The sequence below is a fragment of the Brevundimonas sp. GN22 genome, assembly GCF_054824005.1.
Genome location: NZ_JSYD01000070.1, coordinates 49284 through 68525 on the forward strand (window position 1 = coordinate 49284; position 19242 = coordinate 68525).

The 19242-nt window shown below is 63.2% G+C and carries 19 protein-coding genes; 6 read left to right on the forward strand and 13 right to left on the reverse strand.

Going from position 1 to position 19242, the window contains the following annotated elements; translation table 11 throughout:
- Nucleotides 1-38 precede the first annotated feature (38 nt).
- Nucleotides 39-1679, forward strand: a complete 1641-nt coding sequence (locus OB03_RS10110) for a serine hydrolase (RefSeq protein WP_461344047.1) — start codon at nt 39-41, stop codon at nt 1677-1679.
- Nucleotides 1680-1885: 206 nt separating this feature from the next.
- The gene (locus tag OB03_RS10115; RefSeq protein WP_461344048.1) at nt 1886-2551 is read left to right on the forward strand and encodes a hypothetical protein; all 666 of its coding nucleotides are present in this window, start codon (nt 1886-1888) and stop codon (nt 2549-2551) included.
- A gap of 1 nt (nt 2552) precedes the next feature.
- Here OB03_RS10115 and OB03_RS10120 read toward each other — a convergent pair whose 3' ends face one another.
- The 5 genes from OB03_RS10120 to prmC all read right to left on the reverse strand — a co-directional run bounded on the left by OB03_RS10120 (nt 2553) and on the right by prmC (nt 6665).
- Nucleotides 2553-2957, reverse strand: a complete 405-nt coding sequence (locus OB03_RS10120) for an SPFH domain-containing protein (RefSeq protein WP_242912371.1) — start codon at nt 2955-2957, stop codon at nt 2553-2555.
- Nucleotides 2958-2997: 40 nt separating this feature from the next.
- A complete protein-coding gene (locus tag OB03_RS10125; protein WP_461344049.1) occupies nt 2998-3699 on the reverse strand; it encodes a DUF4893 domain-containing protein in 702 nt (233 codons plus the stop codon).
- A 127-nt stretch (nt 3700-3826) separates the two neighbouring features.
- Entirely contained in the window at nt 3827-4399 is a 573-nt protein-coding gene (locus OB03_RS10130) for an ATP-binding protein (protein ID WP_461344050.1), read from the reverse strand.
- A 127-nt stretch (nt 4400-4526) separates the two neighbouring features.
- Entirely contained in the window at nt 4527-5417 is an 891-nt protein-coding gene (locus OB03_RS10135) for a DUF4167 domain-containing protein (RefSeq protein ID WP_242912374.1), read from the reverse strand.
- A 339-nt stretch (nt 5418-5756) separates the two neighbouring features.
- Nucleotides 5757-6665, reverse strand: a complete 909-nt coding sequence (gene prmC / locus OB03_RS10140) for a peptide chain release factor N(5)-glutamine methyltransferase (RefSeq protein WP_461344074.1) — start codon at nt 6663-6665, stop codon at nt 5757-5759.
- 73 nt (nt 6666-6738) lie between these two features.
- On the opposite strand from prmC, the gene OB03_RS10145 reads away from it, so the two are divergent.
- Nucleotides 6739-8034 (forward strand): YihY/virulence factor BrkB family protein, encoded by a 1296-nt coding sequence (locus OB03_RS10145; protein ID WP_461344051.1) that lies wholly within the window; start codon nt 6739-6741, stop codon nt 8032-8034.
- Between the two features lie 17 nt (nt 8035-8051).
- On the opposite strand, the gene prfA is transcribed toward OB03_RS10145, so the two are convergent.
- Nucleotides 8052-9119 (reverse strand): peptide chain release factor 1, encoded by a 1068-nt coding sequence (prfA, locus tag OB03_RS10150; RefSeq protein WP_242912376.1) that lies wholly within the window; start codon nt 9117-9119, stop codon nt 8052-8054.
- Nucleotides 9120-9342: 223 nt separating this feature from the next.
- Here prfA and OB03_RS10155 point away from each other — a divergent pair, with 223 nt between their 5' ends.
- Both OB03_RS10155 and OB03_RS10160 read left to right on the forward strand, forming a co-directional pair.
- Nucleotides 9343-9969 (forward strand): response regulator, encoded by a 627-nt coding sequence (locus tag OB03_RS10155; protein ID WP_461344052.1) that lies wholly within the window; start codon nt 9343-9345, stop codon nt 9967-9969.
- A 46-nt stretch (nt 9970-10015) separates the two neighbouring features.
- Nucleotides 10016-10789, forward strand: a complete 774-nt coding sequence (locus OB03_RS10160) for a sulfite exporter TauE/SafE family protein (RefSeq protein WP_461344053.1) — start codon at nt 10016-10018, stop codon at nt 10787-10789.
- 50 nt (nt 10790-10839) lie between these two features.
- On the opposite strand, the gene OB03_RS10165 is transcribed toward OB03_RS10160, so the two are convergent.
- The 6 genes from OB03_RS10165 to OB03_RS10190 all read right to left on the reverse strand — a co-directional run bounded on the left by OB03_RS10165 (nt 10840) and on the right by OB03_RS10190 (nt 17739).
- The gene (locus OB03_RS10165; protein WP_461344054.1) at nt 10840-11439 is read right to left on the reverse strand and encodes a glutathione S-transferase family protein; all 600 of its coding nucleotides are present in this window, start codon (nt 11437-11439) and stop codon (nt 10840-10842) included.
- 18 nt (nt 11440-11457) lie between these two features.
- Nucleotides 11458-11721 carry a putative hemolysin gene (locus OB03_RS10170; protein WP_461344055.1) on the reverse strand — a complete coding sequence of 88 codons (264 nt, stop codon included), beginning with the start codon at nt 11719-11721 and terminating at the stop codon, nt 11458-11460.
- A gap of 11 nt (nt 11722-11732) precedes the next feature.
- The gene (gene ispG, locus OB03_RS10175; protein WP_461344056.1) at nt 11733-12869 is read right to left on the reverse strand and encodes a flavodoxin-dependent (E)-4-hydroxy-3-methylbut-2-enyl-diphosphate synthase; all 1137 of its coding nucleotides are present in this window, start codon (nt 12867-12869) and stop codon (nt 11733-11735) included.
- 74 nt (nt 12870-12943) lie between these two features.
- Nucleotides 12944-14002, reverse strand: coding sequence for a RodZ domain-containing protein (locus OB03_RS10180; RefSeq protein WP_461344057.1), 1059 nt, complete (start codon nt 14000-14002; stop codon nt 12944-12946).
- Nucleotides 14003-14091: 89 nt separating this feature from the next.
- Nucleotides 14092-16380, reverse strand: coding sequence for a phosphoenolpyruvate--protein phosphotransferase (gene ptsP / locus OB03_RS10185; RefSeq protein WP_461344058.1), 2289 nt, complete (start codon nt 16378-16380; stop codon nt 14092-14094).
- A 60-nt stretch (nt 16381-16440) separates the two neighbouring features.
- Nucleotides 16441-17739 (reverse strand): aspartate kinase, encoded by a 1299-nt coding sequence (locus OB03_RS10190; RefSeq protein WP_242912384.1) that lies wholly within the window; start codon nt 17737-17739, stop codon nt 16441-16443.
- Between the two features lie 81 nt (nt 17740-17820).
- On the opposite strand from OB03_RS10190, the gene ubiG reads away from it, so the two are divergent.
- Nucleotides 17821-18648, forward strand: a complete 828-nt coding sequence (gene ubiG, locus OB03_RS10195; protein ID WP_461344059.1) for a bifunctional 2-polyprenyl-6-hydroxyphenol methylase/3-demethylubiquinol 3-O-methyltransferase UbiG — start codon at nt 17821-17823, stop codon at nt 18646-18648.
- Nucleotides 18649-18667: 19 nt separating this feature from the next.
- Here ubiG and OB03_RS10200 read toward each other — a convergent pair whose 3' ends face one another.
- The gene (locus tag OB03_RS10200) at nt 18668-19234 is read right to left on the reverse strand and encodes a lipocalin family protein (protein ID WP_461344060.1); all 567 of its coding nucleotides are present in this window, start codon (nt 19232-19234) and stop codon (nt 18668-18670) included.
- Nucleotides 19235-19242: the final 8 nt, after the last annotated feature.

Genomic DNA, 19242 nt, shown 5'->3' on the forward strand with positions numbered 1-19242 from the left:
GGACGTTAGCGTGCGGGCAGGTTCATACCGGAGTTGCCATGACCCTTCGCCTTTCCCGTCGCGCCGCCTTGCTGAGCGGCGGCGCTGTCGCCCTTGGTTCGCAATCCGCCTTTGCCCGCACGGCGACCAATGACGATGCGTCTCTGGCTGACGCCGTTGATGCCTATGTGAAGCGCTGTCTGGCCGCGTGGCCTGACCAACCCGCCGTGGGCGTGGCGCTGGTCAAGGACGGTGAAACCCTCCTCGCCAAGAGCTATGGGACGCGCATCAGGGGCGGTAATGCTCCGGCAGACGAGACCACCCTGTTCGCCATCGCCTCCAATTCCAAGAATGTCACCGCCGCCTGCCTTGGTATGTTGGCGGACGAAGGCAAGGTGAAGTGGGACGAGCCGGTCAAGACCTATATCCCCGAGTTCACTCTGTCCGATCCGGTGATCGCCGAGCGCATTACCGTTCGCGATACCCTGTCGCATCGTGCAGGGTTCGGCCTCGGGGCCGGTGATCTTCTGTTCTGGCCCAATAGCGACCGCACGCGCGCCGATGTGCTGCGTCAGGCGGCCTTTGTGCCGATCGAGGACGGGTTCCGCGCCAACTATCATTACTGCAACCTGATGTTTGTAGTCGCCGGTGCCATCATCGAGCGCGTGTCGGGTAAGACGTGGGAGGACTTTGTCCAGACTCGCGTGTTCAACCCACTGGGCATGACCGACAGTGTGCCGTTGGCGCGTCTGGCCGATCCAGCCAAGTCCGCCCTGCCGCATGGCCGCGTGGGCCCGCCGCTGCGCTATCAGGGTGAGATGACCCAGCTCGCACAGTCGATTGCCGAGGTCTGGAACTGGGACAATGCTGCTGCGGCCGGTGGTATCTGCGCCAGCCCGCGCGACTGGGCCAAATGGATGGCCTTGCGCTTGAACAACGGGGCCCTGCCCGACGGCACCCGTCTGTTCTCCGAGGCCGTGGCTCGCGAGATGTATAAGCCGAACATCCTCGTCTCGAACTCCGAAGGGCCGACGGCGGCCCTGCCGAACCGCGCCATAGCCTCGACCTATGCCATGGGCCTGCAGGTTCAGGACTATCGCGGCGAGCGGGTCGCCACTCATGGCGGCGGCTCGCCGGGCGGTATCTCGTCGACCGTACTGATCACGGCGCGCAAGATCGGCATTTCGATCTTCACCAATGCCGAGGAAAGCGCTCTTCTGCGGGCGCTGCGCTCGGGCCTGACCGATATCGCCATGGGTAAGGTCGACATCGACTGGATAGCCGATTCCAAGCGGATCGAGGCCGAGGGCATCGAAAAATCCCTCAAGGCTGCCGTTGAAATCGACGCCAAACAGGCAGCCGGTGCGAAGCCTTCACTAGCGCTGGACGCCTACGGGGGGACGTGGCGTGATCCGTGGTACGGCGACATCGTCATTGCGCCCAAGACCGAGGGTCGTGGCCGTAACCGCAAGTCGGGCCTATGGGTCAGCTTCACCCATACCCCGGCCCTGAAGGGCTGGTTGGAGCCTTACGACGGCGAGACCTTCCGCACACGCTTCCCTGACAAGCGCGAGGAAGATGCCTTCTTCACCTTCGAGATCGAGAACGGCCAGCCCGTCCGCGCCACGCTCAAAGGCGTGTCGCCGGATATCGACTTCTCCTACGACTATCAAAACTTGCGCCTGACGAAAGTGAACTGATCATGATGACCGGCCTGGCCCTTTTGGCGACACTCGTACTCGGTAGCGCGTCAGTTCAGGAGGGCCAGCCGGCTGTGCCTGCATCGTGCCAACAGCCGATGGACAGGATCGACTTTCGCGCGTGCGCGAATGACGCATCGGTGGGATCGGCGGCTCGCAGCTGGGCTTTGATCAACCTAGGGACCAGAGCCTTCCTCACTGGTGACATGGCGGCCGCCGTGAGCTTCTACGACGAGGCCCGTCCTACCGACGGGAACCAGATCTATTCCGACCCGCTATTCCACGCGTTCCGAGGTGCGTCCTATGATCACGTCGGCCGTACCGAAGAGGGACTGAGCGACGCCCGCACCAGCTGGGAGATACTCAGTGGAGCCCGCGTCGTGGATCCCAACTACCCTCCCCCGACCAACGACGAATACCGCAGCCTCGTGTTGATGGTGATCCTGCCGATACTCAAGGCAGCAAACGATCCTGCATTCGAGCCCGGGTTCGCGGCGTACAAGAGCATTCCGGCCAATGACACCGATGCCTTGATGAAGCGGGCATCACTGTTGGAAAAGGTCGGGGACTTCGCCGGAGCTCTGGCCGCCAGTGAGCAGGTTTTGACGCAGCTGCCCGACGATCCGGCGGTCCAGAACAATCACTGCTACACGCTGGTTCGGGCCGGGCGTGCGTCAGAGGGTCTGCCCTACTGCGAAAAGGCGGTGGCCAGCCTGCCCGAAATCGCGCCGATCCGACACAGCTATGCGTCCGCTCTGGCACAGCTTGGTCGTTGCGACGAAGCCGAACGCCAAATGGCCGAGGCCCGACGACTTGATCCCGCAGGCACGCTCTATCGACAAGCTCTGACTTGCGGGGCGGCGGCGAACTAAATCACTGGGCCGATGCGCGGCGTCCTGCTTCGAGGATGGGCATACCGGCTTCGGTCGGAATGTAGATGACCTGACGGTCGCCCTTGCCAGCGGTCTCTTGCAGCATGTTGATGTAGGACCAGCGCAGATAGTTTTCCGGCCCGCCCAGCGACTGGGCCATGATGCGGTTGGCTTCGTTCGTGCCCTTGGCCCGTTCGATTTCGGCCTGCGCCGTCAGCTTTGCGGAATCGAGCGCAGCTTGGGCTTCAAGCACGCGGATGCGGCGGTTCTGCACGGCCTCTTCGTAGGCGGCGCGGCCCTGCATCTGTTTGGAATAGACGTTGTAGCTCGGCAGCCCCACCAGCACGATGGCCAGCGCGGCGATCACGAGAATGATCACACCGAAAGTTAAACCGGGCGAACGCATGGCTAAATTCCTAAATCAAGTGTGGGCCACTAGAGCGGGATTAAGCCGCCGGAACAAGCTCTAGAATATCGAGGTTGGATTCGACCTGCGGCCAAGGCGTCACGACACGCCAGCGACGCTCGCCGATCCGCTCCAGCGTAGCAACCACATCGCGATCCTCGCGCTGCCCGTATTTGGGCGCGCGGGCTTCATTGGCTAGTGCCATGGCCCCCAGAAGCACCATGTGGGTTTCGCTTTCAGGATAGAAGACGCCGCGCACCCGCTGCGAGCCCGTCAGCTTGGTCAGGGTCAGCCCTTCGTCGGTGCGCGTGATCCGGCAGGCGAACCAGCCGTAAACGACATAGCCAAGGTCCTCGTCGTCGCCGGTATTGCCCAGTTTCACCGTGCGGCAACGATAGCGCCCCTCTGGAACCACCGGATCGTTCAGCGTGGCCTGAGGGTCGATCAATGCGCCCAGAGCCTCCAGATCGCCGCTGCCGCCCAGACGGCGCGCCTGTTCGAGAGCCACGGTCCATGCTGCCTCGCGTCGCTGATAGCGGTCACGGTCGGCCGGAGTGATCACGCCGCGCCAGTCAGCCAGCATTGTGACGTTGGGGGGTGGAGGCGCAGGCGGCGCAGGCGGTTCTTCGTCGAGAGCAGGCGATCTGGACAGTCCCGTGGCGCAAGCCGACAGCATTCCTGCTGCCGTCAGCACGGCAACGCCGCGCCAGCCTTGTCGTAAAAGGGCACCTAGTAATCGCAAGCCTATACTCCCTCGGCGAGACAGGGTCTCGCGGCCTATTCGAAAGCCTGAGCCGCACCACGTCAACCCAACGCGTTCAATCAACCGTCTTTAGGGACATTTGCGCCGGCCAGGCGGAGGTTTGTGGTCATTGGCGGCCAAACTGCACGGTAAGGCCACGGCGCGCTCGATACACATGTCCGGCGGAAACAGTATTTCCACCACCACGCCTTCGTCCGGATGGCAGGCTACGATCATTGTGCCCCCCCATAGTATCCACTTCCACCGCCAGATGCCGGAGGATCTGGAAACGGCTGGAACCGTCCCACCACAGGATCTGCTGGGGGCTCTGTCCGCTGCTATCCGAGACGCAGACCCGCAGACCATGACGATCGCGATAGAGGTGGCAAACAACAGCGCCCTTATTGGCTGTGGCCTCGATTGCCGAACGCAAAAGTTCGCTGATCACCGCCGTGAGAGCGACCTCATCCACGTCCAGCAAAGGCATGAACAGGGTATGGGGGCGTAGAACATCGACGTGATGGAAGAAGGCATAGTCTGCGACATGCCAAGCGGCTGCCTTCAGGCACAGCGCAGGATCGGCCAACCGATCCGGCTCATTCAGCAGATGCCCGGGCGCAGGCCCTCGCACCAGCGTGGAGAGCTTCGCCAGGTGTCCGAGCAGATCGGTCAGGTGATGGGTAAAGCCGGGGGTAGCCATGACATCGTCTCTGAAATCCACGACCGTCATCGCTGTTGAAACAGAAGTTTCAGTTACCAACCGACCACGCAAAACCCCGCGGTAGTCACTTACCGCGGGGTTCGCATGGTTCTGGTCTGACTGAAGATCAGTCTTCGCTGCTGGCCGCTTCCGGTTTGCGGCGCGGGGCGCGGCGGCGCGGAGCCGGAGCGTCCTCGGCACTCTCTTCGATCGCAACCGGACGGGTCACAAAGCCCGGCAGGGAGGCCGCGTCACGCGACAGTGCGTCGGCATCGCCGGAGGCTTCTGCCGGTGCTTCGTTGCGTGGACGGCGGCTGCGCGACGGGCGCGGTGCGGGCGCATCCTCGTTACGGACATTCTCCTGAGCCGGAGCGTCGGTGCCCGATGCCTCAACCGGTGCGGGGGCGTCGCCCTCGGCGGTTGCGTTATCTTCGCCGTTGTTTTCCTGGGCTTCGCCGTTGTCGTAGCGGCGGCCGCGTTCGTCACGGCGACGCTCCCAGCGTTCGCGACGGCTTTCACGACGGCTACCATCGCGGTTTTCGCCTTCGGCTTCGGTCTCGCCACGTTCCGCACGCTCGGCACGTTCGCGTTCGCGCTGGGCTTCGCGTTCGGCGCGTTCGGCCTGACGGCGGGCTTCTTCTTCGGCGCGACGCTCTTCGGCTTGCTGGGCGGCGATGATGGCAGCAGCTTGTGCGCCGGATTCATCTTCGAAGTCGATGTCGAATCCTTGGCCAGCCTGTTCGCGCTGGGCGATCTCGCTTACCGAGCGCAGCGGCTGAAGCGCGCGCAGGACGCGGAAATAGTGCTCGGCGTGTTGAGTGTAGTTTTCGGCCAGAACGCGGTCACCAGCGGCAGACGCATCGCGGGCCAGCTGCATATAGCGTTCGTAGACGGTCTGGGCGTTGCCCCGGACCTTGATGTTCTCGGGACCTTGCGAGTCCCACGAACGGTTCGGGTTAGTTGCATTCGCGTTATTGCCACCGCTCGGTTTCCGATTGCGGCCGCGTTGGCGCTTCATGCCCTTGAAATCTCTCATCGAGGATACCGTGCTGGTGCGGGTGACTGCCTTCGGCGGCAGCCGGAGCCCAAATCTTTGTTCCGCGCTTAGGGGCCAATCCCCATCGCGTTTTGTTCGGAAAAGCGTATGTCGCCCTGTGGTCCGCCGCGCCTCGGTGGCCCGACCATCACATTCCCAGCCACACATACGCAGGACGTCTTGGGGTCCGGCTCTGTTGTGTTTGAGTGGGAGACAGCAAGGACTTAGCGCGTCAATGCGGTCTTTGCCAAGCCCATTATTGAAAGGGGGCAGCGAACCCTTCGGTTCACTGCCCCTCAATTCGTCTATCAAGCGCGCCGTTTAGGCCGCATCCGGGCGCGGCGTGGTGCGCGGATCGGGGCCATTGGTGACCACGCGGTCACGGTCTCCCAGATCCTTAACCACCTTTACGTCGCTAAAGCCGGCGGCTTCGAACAGCGCCTTGACCTGTTCGCCCTGATCCCAGCCGATTTCGACAGCGAAGATGCCGTTCGGGCGCAGGACACGCTTAATCTCGGGGGCCAGATCGCGGTACGGATCAAGGCCGTCCTCGCCGCCGTCAAGTGCGATATGCGGGTCGTGGTCACGCACTTCGGGGTCCAGCGTTGCGATATGGGCGGTCGGGATATAGGGCGGGTTGGACACCACCAGATCGAAGCTGTTGTCGGCAAAGCCGGTGGCCCATTCCGTGCGCAGGAAGGTGCAGCGGTTGTTGAGGTCCAGATTGGCGGCGTTCTCGCGGGCCACGGCGATGGCTTCGCTCGAAATGTCGGTGCCGACACCGCGGGCGCCTGCGCGCTCCGCCAGCGTCGCCAGCAGAATAGCGCCCGAGCCCGTGCCCAGATCGGCCATTTCAAAGCTTTGGTTGGCATCGAAGGCCAAGGTCACGATGTCGAGGATGACTTCGGTATCGGGGCGCGGGCTAAGCACGTCTGGGGTGACGTTCAGCATGATCTTCCAGAAACCCTTCTTGCCGAGGATTTTGGAAACTGGCTCGCGGCGCAGACGTCGATCCAGCAGGCTTTCCATCTGGGCGCTCTGCTCGGGGGTGACTGCGCGGTACGGATCGTTCAGGATATCAACACGACCAGCACCCGTCGCCGCTTCCAGCAGGATGCGGGCGTCGATGGAGGGGCTGTCGATACCTGCAGCCTTGAGGCGCGCCTGAGCGTCCTTCCAGGTTGTCAGAAGGGTGGCACCGGTGGTCGAGTTGGAGGAGGTCGAGTTCATGCGGATTGATTGGGGGCTCTTGCCCAAGATTTCAAGGCGGAACAGGTCCGGCGCAGGATCGTTCTGAACCGCCATGGGTCGAAAAAAATCATCCGCCAAGCCCGTCACGGCTTTGGCAAGTGTGTTCGGGGCGCTTTCTCGCGCAGCTGCTGCTTCGGGTCGGCACAGTCGGGCCGCCAGTGTTCTGAAGTATGTGGGCGCAGCGGGCGGCGGCTTGATGGCCGGTGCGACGGCCGCCCACCTGCTCTACACCCAAGGCCACAGGGTTGGCATTGATCTGAGGCAGTACCGCCCCGCCGAAGTGGACGAGACCAATACGCCGGAAAGCTATGACCGCGCCGAACCGGGGCGGGGTCGACTGGCTACAAGCCCCCTGAAAATCCCCTTCAAAGGCTGGATCGACATCCTGTGGCGGACGGCTATGGGCTTCTTCGGGGACCGTGTGTCTTTCGTAGCGGGTGGCATCACCTTCTTCATGCTGCTGGCACTGTTTCCCGCGATCGGTGCTTTCGTCACCATCTACGGTCTGTTCGCCAATCCGTCGGATGCTTGGGGGCGGCTGGATTTTATCTATGAGATGCTGCCCGGCAATGTCGCAGGCTTCCTCGGAAACGAGATGTCGCGTCTGGCCAGCAACTCGACCGGTACCCTGACCTTCACCCTGATCTGGACGCTTTTGCTGTCGCTCTGGGCGGCAAATGGCGGGGTGAAGACACTGTTTTACGGTTTGAACCTCGCCTATCACGAGGTCGAGAAGCGCAGCATAGTCAAATACAACCTGCTGTGCATGGGCTGCACGATCTCCGCGCTTCTGGCGGTGATGCTGACGTCTCTTCTGGTGGTCGGTGTGCCGGTCGTGATCGCGATCTTCGGCCTGCAAGAGGAATGGGCCTATCTGTCGCCTCTGCGCTGGCCCGTGCTGTTTGTGGTGTTCGTGGGCTTCCTCAACCTGATCTACCGCATCGGTCCCAGCCGCACCTCGCCGCGCTGGCGCTGGTTGACGCCGGGGGCGACGGTGGCTGCCGTGCTCAGTCTGGCGGTTTCCTTGCTGTTCAGCTGGTTCCTGACGAACTTTGTGCGCACGGACTCCTACGGCCCTCTTTCGGCAGCCATGGGTTTCCTGTTGTGGACGTGGATTTCGCTGCAGGTCGTGCTGATGGGGGCGCGCCTAAATGCCGAGATCGAGCACCAGACGGCCATAGACACCACCGTCGGCAAGCCCAAGCCGCTGGGCGAGCGCGGGGCCGTTATGGCCGACAGCGTCGGGGCACGCCGCGGCAATCCGGCCGCGCTGGCTTTCACCCTCAAATACGCCGAGAGCCTTGGCGAGAAAATGGTCCGTCGTCGCCGCAAGTCGCCCCGCGTTTGAGGCGAACCTGCTAGGGCTTAGCCGAACTCGGCCTCGAGGTCGGCGAGGCGGGCGGCCTGGTCTTCGGCGATGAGGGCGTTCAGCATCGGGTCGAGGTCGCCCTCGAGGATTTGCGGCAGGCTGTGCAGGGTCAGGCCGATACGGTGGTCGGTTACGCGCCCTTGCGGGAAGTTATAGGTGCGGATGCGCTCTGAGCGGTCGCCCGAGCCAACCTGCGACTTGCGGGCGTCCGAGCGGGCGTTGTCCTTGGCCTGACGCTGCATGTCGTAAAGACGGATGCGCAGGTTTTTCATCGCCTTGTCGCGGTTCACGTGCTGCGACTTTTCCGACGAGGTGACGACGATGCCGGTCGGCAAGTGGGTGATGCGCACCGCAGAGTCAGTCTTGTTGACGTGCTGGCCACCGGCACCGGACGAACGATAGGTGTCGATCCGGATGTCCTTGTCGTGGATTTCGATCTCCACGTCCTCGACTTCTGGAAGGACGGCAACAGTGGCGGCGGAGGTGTGGATGCGGCCACCGGCCTCTGTGGTTGGCACGCGCTGGACACGGTGCACGCCGGATTCAAACTTCAGACGCCCGAACACGCCATCGCCCGTTACCGTGGCGATGATTTCCTTATAGCCGCCCGCCTCGCCTTCTGTGGCGCTGTCGATTTCGACACGCCAGCCGACACTGGAGGCATAGCGCGAATACATGCGGAACAGGTCGCCGGCGAAGAGGGCCGCTTCGTCGCCCCCCGTACCGGCACGCACTTCCAGAACGGCCGAGGCTTTTTCATCGGCATCGCGCGGGGCCAGCAACAGAGCGACTTCGCGTTCCAGTTCCGGCAGGCGATCTTTGAGCGCCTCCATCTCCTCGGCGACCATTTCTGCCATGTCCGGATCGGACGCCATCGCTTCCAGATCGACCATCTCCTGACGCGCCTTGGCCAGACCGGTTACCGCGTCGGCGACCGGCTTGAGTTCGGCGTGTTCTTTGGACAGGCGTACGATCTCGGCACCGTCCGTGGCGGCACCCATGCGGGCCTCCACCTCGTGGAAACGGTCAAGAACCTGATCAAGTCGAGCCTGTGGCAGTCGCAAGGAAATACTCCGGTGTTGGGCGCGGTCTGAATACGCTGTAGCCGGTCAAAAAGTCCATGGCGCGGCCGATCACGCAGCCGATGGACAGATTGTGATGAGGCGTAACAAGAGCGTCAGATGTGTTGCGATAGGCGCGCCAACGCTTAGCTGTAGCTGTGTCTGTTGCGCGTCCTCTCCCCCTCCGGGCTCGCGCAGACCGCCGCATGACAGGGGATGGCAGACTATGAACAAGCAACTTCTGGAGCCCGACATCGGGACCGGTTACGGAATCGACGACGATGCCTCGCGGCTGATTGCGCAGTACGATGCGCGCCTCGCCGAGGCCGGAGACGCCGGTCTTGCGCCTGAAGCGGACGCTGAACTGCGTGCTCTGGCCCGTATTTTCGATTTGTCGGCAGAGGGGCCTGCCGCCGAACTGTGGCCCCGTATTCGCTCGCTGTTGACCAAGCAAATCCCTGCCTCGACCGCACAGGAAGACGTGATGACCCAAGAGCCGATGACCGTACTGGTGGTTGAGGATGATGCGGACGCCGCCACCGCCCTGACCGAGGCCCTGGATGATGCCGGCCATCGCGTGATCGGGCCATTCCACAATGCCGAGGCCGCCGAAGCGGCTACCGCGCTTCACCAGATTGATCTGGCCCTGCTGGACATCAATCTGTCGGGCGAGAAAACGGGTGTCGATCTGGCCAAGAGCCTCAAGGCGCATTGGGGTGTGCCGATTATCTTCGTTTCGGGCGACGTGGCACAGGCTGCCCGACATTCCGATATCGCCGCAGCCATGATCATCAAACCCTATTCCGCCAATGACGTTCTGGGTGCCATCAGCCGGATCGAAAAGGCGCGCTAGGGCTTTAGGTCTGGGCCGCAACGGTCGGCTGGTCGGAGGCTAACGCTTGGAAACCTTTATGCTGTTCCTGCTGGTCGGGATTTTGGCGCAGGCCGTCGATGGGGCGCTGGGCATGGCCTATGGCGTGATATCGTCGTCGGTGCTGCTGGCATTCGGTGTCCCGCCCGCCACGGCCTCGGCCAGTGTGCATGCCGCCGAGGTGTTCACCACCGCCGCCTCGGCAACCAGCCATGTCGCGCACAAGAACATCGAATGGCGGCTGTTCCTGCCGCTAACGATTGCGGGTGTGATCGGCGGGGTGCTCGGGGCCTATGTGCTGTCGGGCATCGAAGGCGACATCATCAAACCGTTCGTGGTCCTGTATCTGGCCGCTATCGGCATCTGGATTTTGTGGAAGGCCGGTCATGGTGTGAAGCCGCGCCGTCTTCCGCGCTGGGTCACCGCGCCCTTTGGTCTGGTGGGCGGTTTTCTAGACGCCATCGGCGGAGGTGGCTGGGGGCCGACGGTGACGTCGTCCATGATCGGCTCGGGCCAGGATCCCCGTCGCGCGATCGGTACCGTCAACACCGCCGAGTTCTTCCTGACCGTCGCCGTCTCGGCCACCTTTGTCTGGGCACTGGTCACCGGACACTGGGAAGAGGCCGGTGCCTTGGAAAACCACGCGGCGGCTGTGGGGGGTCTGGTTGTCGGCGGGTTGATCGCTGCCCCGTTTGCAGGGCTGATCGTCAAGCGGGTTCCGCGCAAGCTGCTGACCTATGCGGTCGGCATCTTGCTGATTGGGCTTGCGATCTTTCAGGGCGTGAACCTGATCCGGAGCTAAAAAAAAAGGGAGCCGGTGGCTCCCCTTTCTTATGCATCTGAGGATGCGACCTACTTTGGATAGGTTGCGACGAAACTAGGACGCTGTTCGATAGCCTCTCTGAAGGCCACGAGGTTCGGGTGCCCCGTCTTCCAGTCATAGTCGGGATGGCGGAAACCGATCCACGTCAGTGCGACACCGGCAGTGATGGTACCGATGTCGAACTGGTCGGCCGAAAGCGCTTCGGCTTCCAGCGCATCCAGAGCGCGGCCCATGTTGTTGGTCCAGCGATCGATCCACATGGCCGAGCGCTCGTTCTCGGGGCGGCGCTTTTCCAGCACCAGTTTGACGCCCATTTCCAACGCCTGGTTGCCGAGCGTCTCAAGACGCTTCACGCGCAGCCATTCAGCCGAACCCGAGGGCGGAAGCAGGTCATCGCCACCGCCCAGACGGTCGAGGTATTCGCAGATGACCGGACTGTCGGTCAGCGGTTGGCCGTCTTCGGCGATCAGGGTCGGGACCTGCACCACCGGATTGGTCGCCAGCAGTTCCGGCGCATTGGCATAGGGGTCAACCACCACCTCTTCGATCCGGTCGGACAGTCCCTTTTCGGTGGCCACGATACGGACCTTGCGGGCAAAGGGCGAAGGGGTGGTGATGTAGAGTTTCATAGGTCCACTCGGGCTGGATTAGCGCTGGGTCGGAGCAACACAGCGGTTGTCACGGAATAGCGCCCATTCCTCGCATTGGCGACCGTCATTGAACACGCATACGCCATATTGACCGCCGTCCGACTGGGTACGAATCTCGGAGCGGCCACCGGATTCCTTGCAGTGGACCGAGGCGGGATTGGGCATGCCGATCATCTGCGGCTCGTCCTTCTCCTGCGGGGCACAGGCACCCAGCACGAGAAGCGGCAGGGCAACAAGCGGAGCGAGAGAAATGAGGCGCATGGCCGGACTCCTTAGGTCGTGGACAGTTCCGCGGCCTTGCGCGCCGCATCCAGTTCAGCGGCTTTCTCTTCAACCAGTTCCACGATGTGATCGATCATTCCGTCGTTCGCCTGCTTGTGGGCGATCTTGCCGTTCAGATAGACCATGCCCGAGCCTGCACCACCGCCGGTGAAGCCGACGTCGGTATAGAGGGCCTCGCCCGGACCGTTTACGACGCAGCCGATGACCGACAGCGACATGGGCGTAGCGATGTGGGCCAGCTTCTCTTCGAGGATGGCGACCGTCTCGATGACGTTGAAGCCCTGACGGGCGCAGCTGGGGCAGGCAATGATGTTCACGCCGCGGTGGCGAAGCCCCAGCGACTTGAGGATATCGAAGCCGACTTTGATCTCTTCAACCGGATCAGCAGCCAGCGACACGCGGATGGTGTCACCGATACCGGCCCACAGCATGGAGCCCATGCCGATAGCCGATTTGATCGTGCCAGTACGCAGCGGGCCTGCCTCGGTCACGCCAAGGTGCAGCGGGCAGTCGATAGCCTCGGCCAGTTGCTGATAGGCGGCGACCGTCAGGAACGGGTCCGATGCCTTTACCGAAATCTTGAACTCGTGGAAGTCGTTGTCCTGAAGGATGCGCGCGTGGTTCAGCGCGCTTTCCACCATGGCGTCGGGGCAAGGCTCGCCGTATTTCTCAAGCAGTTCACGCTCGAGCGAGCCGGCGTTCACGCCGATCCGCATCGAGCAGCCATTATCGCGCGCGGCCTTGATGACTTCCTTCACGCGATCAGACGAGCCGATATTGCCGGGGTTGATGCGCAGGCAGGCCGCACCGGCTTCGGCGGCTTCGATACCGCGTTTGTAGTGGAAGTGGATGTCCGCCACGAGCGGCACCTTGGCCGCCTTGGCGATGGTTTTGAAGGCCGCGGTGGATTCCACATCCGGGCACGAGACGCGCACGATATCGGCCCCCGCCTCTTCCAGTTCACGGATCTGGTTGATCGTGGCATTGGCGTCGGAGGTCGGGGTGTTGGTCATCGACTGGACGCTGATAGGGGCGTCACCACCGACAAGCACATTGCCGACGCGGATCTGGCGGCTCTTGCGGCGCTCGATGTGGCGCCACGGGCGGACGTGGGTATGGTCTGACATGTCTGCCGATACATAGGACGAGGCGAGCCCTAAGACTACGCCTCTGATACAAACTTTCCGTGTCGACCTTTGGCCTATTGGACCGCTGGCGGAACCGGAGCGGAGGTGGTGGAGGCAACTTGTGCCGCAGCCTGTGCCGCGAGTGCCGTGCGCGCGCGGGCTTCGGCCTCGGCAGCAGCGGCGGCACGGCTCTCGGCTTGGCGCCCCTGGGCCAGCGCTTGCGCGTTCAGACGCGACAGCGGTGTCTGGTTGTCCGGCAAGGCCTCTGCTAGCTCGCCGTTCAGATAGACCGAGAAGGCCGCCGGATCGGATACGTCGATCGTTGCCTGAACATTCATCGGTGCGCGCCAGCTGTCACCGGCGGCAAGTTGGCGGGCGAACAGGACACGACCATCGCCCTGACGGACGACAAGGGTGGCGGGCTTGGTCGCCTGCAGGGTGGTGATGGAGTTGGTCGCAGGCGCGCCATAAAGCGCTCCGCGGGGATTGAAGGCGGCCTGCACAGGCGGGGCCGGTGCAACGACCGCGGCCGCCGCGTCGGGATCGTCAGTCATCAGCTGATCTTCAAGACCGCGCGTAATGTAGAGCGGCGGAACCGTCTGGTCTGGCGGAGCCGCCTGCGGGCCGCCGAGCACCAGCACTTCATCCTCACCGCTCGGCTCGGTCGCCCAGGCCTTGGGAACGGAGGCGAGATCGGACGGGTGCGGAGGCTCGATGCGCGTCAGGCGTTGGAAGATGTTCCACGACACCACCGCCAGCCCCAGTGCGGCCACGACGGCCAAAATAGCGGGCGAGCGGCGACGCATCTCCTGAAAGGCTGCGCCGGTCGGGGCCTGAAGGGTGGCACCCGGTTCGGGGTTCTCGCGCTTGTAGTCTTCGACCGCTTCTAGCTCGTCGAGACCAAGCACCTGCGCATAAATGCGCACATAGCCCATGGTGAAGATGCGCGACGGCAGGCTGGACTGATCGCCCTGCTCGATCGCCTTCAGGAAGCGGGTGTGGACCCGCGTCTTGGTCGACAGATCGGCAAAGGACATCCCCGACGCCAGTCGCGCCGCACGCAGGCGCTCCCCGAGGGTCGAACCCTCTGGCGCACTATCGAACTGGGACGGCGCGGGCCGGTCCTGATCCATCAATCGGGGTATCCATCACGTGGCACAATCAATGTGCCGTCGTCTGTTCGCTTAAACGAGGCGGGCGAAGGGTTCAACGCCGTAAGGCGCTAGACCGCGAGGTTCAGCTTGCGAGCAAGCGTCTCCAGTTCGCCGCGCACACTGCTGGCCGAGGATGCGAGCAGCGGCTCGATTCCGCGACGCGCGGCCTTGAGGTCCGCCGACAGGATCATGCGCTTTACGGGGCCCACACCGCTCGCAGGAGCCGAAAGGCGGTTGAAGCCTAGCGCGATCAGGGCAAATGCCTCCAGCGGCTTGCCGGCCAGTTCGCCACAGATCGACACGGGGGTGTCGTGGTCCGAGCAGCGCTGGCGGATTTCGCGCAGCGCCCTCAGCGCCGGGGGCGACATCGGGTCATAGCGGTCGGCGACGCGCGGATTGGTCCGGTCTGCCGCGAACATGTACTGCATCAGGTCATTGGTGCCGATCGACACAAAGTCCGTCAGCGGCAGCAGGGCATCGAGGTGCCACAGCAGGCTTGGGCATTCGATCATCGCGCCCACGCGGATAGTGCGCGGCAGGTTGCGGCCACGGCGGCGAGCCCATTCGATCTCGCGGTCGACCAGATCGCGCGCGCGGCGGAACTCTTCCACCGCTGCGATCATCGGGAACATGACGCGCAGTTCGCGTCCGGCCGCGGCCGCCAGAAGCGCCCGAAGTTGCATCCGCAGCAGGGCGGGACGGTCCAGACCCAGACGGATGGCGCGGCGGCCCAGAGCAGGGTTTTCCTCCCGCTCGGGCTCCAGGTAGGGGAGGATTTTGTCGCCGCCGATATCCAGCGTGCGGAAAGTCACCTGACGTTCGCCCGCCGCATCCAGAACCAGCTTGTACAGGGCGGTCTGCGCGGTCAGGCGCGGCAGTTCGTCGGCCACCATGAACTGGAACTCGGTCCGGAACAGGCCGATGCCCTCGGCACCCGTCATGTCGAGGTTTTCCAGGTCAACCGCCAGACCGGCATTGGTCAGCAGGGTGATACGGGTGCCGTCCATAGTGATGGCAGGGGTGTCGCGAAGCTGATCGAACTCGGCGCGGCGCTGTTCGCGCACTCCCATCCGGCTCTGCACAGCCGTCAGCATATCAGGGCGCGGACGCAGGTAGGCTTCGCCCGTTTCGCCATCGACGATCAGTGGATCGCCTTCGGACAGTCGGTCACGCAGCCCCGCCAGGCGCCCTACGCAAGGGATCTGCAGGGCGCGCGCCACAATAGCGGCGTGTCCGGCAGGCGAACCCTCTTCCAGCAACAGGCCTTTCAGCTTGCTGCGCGGATATTCCAGCAGATCGGCAGGGCCGAGGTTACGCGCCACCAGAATGGCGTCGTCGGGCAGCTGGCGGTCATGCGGATCGTCGCCCATCAGGACGCGTAGCAGGCGGTTCGCCAAGTCTTCGAAATCGTGGAGACGCTCGCGGATGTAAGGGTCGCGGGCGCTGGCGAAACGGGCGCGGTGCTCGTTGCGGACACGGTCCACAGCCGCTTCGGCGGTCAGACCCGAACGCACGGCTTCTTCGAGCGAGCGGTTCCAGCCGCGGTCATCCGCGAACATTCGATAGGTTTCCAGCACCTCATAGGGGGTGCCGTTCAGCTTGCCCTGCCCGCCTTCCAGCAGAAGGTCGATGCCCGATTTGAGGTCGGCCAAGCCTTTACGCAGGCGCTGTTCCTCAATGACCGGATCATCGGCAAGCAGCTTGTCCGGCGGGACGGGTGCTTCGTGCAGGACGGCGCGGCCCACCGCGAGGCCTTCGGCGAACTTTTGGCCGGACAGTCTCTCGGGGCGGTGAGGAGCCAGTTCGACGTCGCGCAGTTCGGCTTCGGCCAGAAGGCCGCCGGATGCCACCGTTTCCGACAGCACCATGGCGATGTTCTGGATGTCCTCCAGTTCGTCCTCGTCATAGACGCGGGCGGCGCGGTTCTGGACGACCAGAACCCCGATGGCGCGACCACCGCGAAGCAGCGGAGCGCCGAGGAAGGCATTGAACGGGTCTTCGCCAGTTTCCGGACGATAGGAGAAGCTGGGATGTTCGGGGGCGTTTGACAGACTGACCGGCTGGGCCAGTCGGGCAACCTCGCCCACCAGACCTTCGCCGGGGCGAAGGCGGGTGTTGTGGACGGCCTCTGGGTTCAGACCCTCGGTCGCGAACAGTTCAAGCTCGCCAGAGGCCCGACGCAGATAGATGGAGCAAACCTCGGCGACCATGGAGCGGGCAATAATGCCCACCACCAGATCGAGGCGCTGCTGAGCACTGGCAACCGCAGCGCCGCCTGTACCACCGGCCAGAGCCTCGCGGATCTGGCGCAGGAGGTTGCGAGGCCCCCTTGTCGTCAATCCGCCGCTCTTGGCCATGGCCACTCCTATCGCTCCCCGAACGCCATGATGTCACATGGGTAGGGTGTTTGTCTCTGCCTAGAGGCTCTCCAGCCCATATGCGGTATGAAGGGCGCGCACGGCCAGTTCAGCGTAGGCCGATTCAATGAGAACGCTGATCTTGATTTCCGAGGTCGAGATGGCCTGGAATTTGATGCCCTTGTCCGCAAGCGCGCGGAACATGGTCTGGGCCACACCGGCGTGCGAGCGCATGCCCACGCCGATCACCGACACCTTGGCCACATCGTCATCGACGCGGATTTCCTCAAAGCCGATTTCCGACTTGAGCGAGGTCATCAGTTCGGCTGCGCGGGCGGCATCGCGCCGGCCCGTGGTGAAGGTCAGGTTGACTGCGCCTTCGGTGCGGGCCTGCGACTGGACGATCATGTCGACGTTCACGCTGGCCTCGGCCAGACGGGTGAAGACGTCGGCCGGAGCGTCGGTGCGGTCCGAAAGACCCAGAAGCGTGATCCGGGCTTCGTCCCGGCTCATGGTCACGCCGGAAACGATGCGCTTTTCCACGATTTCATCCTCGTCACAAATCAGTGTGCCGGCATCTTCCGGCAGAATTCCGTTTTCGTCAGGTTCGATAAAGCTGGAGAGCACGCGCACAGGAACCTGATTGTGCATGGCCATTTCGACCGATCGCGTCTGGAGAACCTTGGCCCCCAGCGACGCCATTTCCAGCATTTCTTCGTAGGACACCTTGGCCAGACGGCGCGCGCGGCTCTCGACACGCGGGTCGGTCGTATAGACGCCGTCCACATCGGTGTAGATGTCGCACGGGCAGTTCAGCGCGGCTGCCACCGCCACCGCAGAGGTGTCCGAGCCGCCGCGGCCCAGCGTGGTGATACGGCCATCGCGGGTCACACCCTGGAAGCCAGGAATGATGGCGATGTCGCCGGCATCCATGCTGGCGGCGAGGGCTTCGCTCGGGATTTCCTCGATGCGGGCGCGGGCATGGGCATCATCGGTGATGATCGGGATTTGCCATCCCATCCAGCTGCGCGCCTTGTGGCCCATATTGCGCAGCGTCAGAGCCAGCAGACCGGCAGTGACCTGTTCGCCCGAGGCGACGACAACATCATACTCGTCGTCCGACATTTGTCCTGCCGGATACAGTCCCGCAGCAGGCGCGCCTGCGCCATCCGTCCATGCGACCAGTTCATTGGTTTTACCGGCCATGGCGGACACCACCACAGCAACCTTTTTACCCTTCGCGGCCTCTGCCGCGACAATACGCGCGGCGCGGCGAATTCGCTCCAGATCGGCCATCGAAGTTCCACCGAACTTCATGACCAGACGGCTATAGTCCGTCTCTGGGATAGCCCCCGTCATACCGGTATCCAATTCTCATGCCCCGTGATCGGGGTCGTGTTGCACTTGCGTCGGGAAGAAAGGCAGTCCATCCCTTGGCTCATGTCCGCTTCTAACGACACCGGCGCCGAGCGCAAACCCCAAACCACGCAGGGTTTTACCGAAAACACGCAGGCCTCCGCGATAGAACGTGCCGAGGGGCCCAGTATCGACCCCGCCGATGTGGCACGTTTTTCCGCTCAGGCGGCAGAATGGTGGGACGCCAAGGGGCCTTTTGCGCCGCTTCACCGCTTTAATCCGGCGCGCCTTAAATTCGTGCGTGACCGCGTGGCGGACCATTACGGGCTGAACCCGAACACCCGCGCGCCCTTCGCCGGCATGACCCTGATCGATATCGGTTGCGGTGGTGGCCTGCTGGCCGAGCCGATGCGCCGCATGGGCTTTGACGTGACGGCGCTGGATGCATCGAGCGAGAATATCGGCACGGCTCGCGCCCACGCCGATCAAGTTGGATTGGACATCAACTATCGCGCCGCGACCGTCGAGCAGATCGTCGCCGAGGGTGCCGGACCGTTCGATGTCGTGCTGACGATGGAAGTGATTGAGCACGTCGCCGATCCGGGCGAGTTCATCCGTACCTGCTCGAAACTGGTCAAACCGGGCGGCATCCTGATTGTTGCTACCCTGAACCGGACGTTGAAGGGTTTGCTGCTGGGCAAGTTCGCGGCGGAGTACGTCCTGCGCTGGGTTCCGGCTGGAACTCACGACTGGCGCCAGTTCCTCAAGCCCGACGAAATCCGCGAGATGCTCAAGTCCGAGCCTCTGACAGTCACCGGACCGTTCGGACTGGAATACAACCCTCTGACCGACAAGTGGAAAGAGGGCGACGCCGACATCAACTATATGATGGTGGCGGTCAGGGAGGGGTAATCCCCTCCCCTTCAAGCCATTAGTGCTTGGTTTCGCGCAGCAGCGACAGGTCGTAACCCAGTTCGCGGGCGCGGTTGTAGAGCATCTGGCGCTGTTCCGTCGTGACATTGACCTGACGGCTCAGGATCCAGAGGTTGCGGCCCGACGGCTCGCCCACAATCGACCAGCTATAGTCGTCGGCGTGGTCCAGAACCCAGTAATCGCCAACGTAGAACGGGCCGAAGAACGATAGCTTCAGCTTGGTGTTGTTGCTGCCTTCGACAACCTTACCCTTGGCAGTCGCTTCACGATATTCGCCGTCGACAGAGTCCTGACGGCAGGCGTTGGTGACGCCAATCTGGCCGTCTTCCAGCAGGCGATATTCGGCTGTCACAGCTTCACAGCCTTTCTGATAGCCGAACTCGTAGCGTGCCAGCTCGTACCACTTGCCGAGATAGCGATCGAGATCGACGGCCTTGGCCGGCTCCGGAACGTTGGCGTTACCGGACGGGCCTTGGCGGGCGATGGTGGCGCAGGCCCCCAGAGCCAGAACTCCGGCAAGGGCAGCACCAACGAGAAGAAGTTTGAGGGGGGATTTGTTTTGCATGCAGTCCA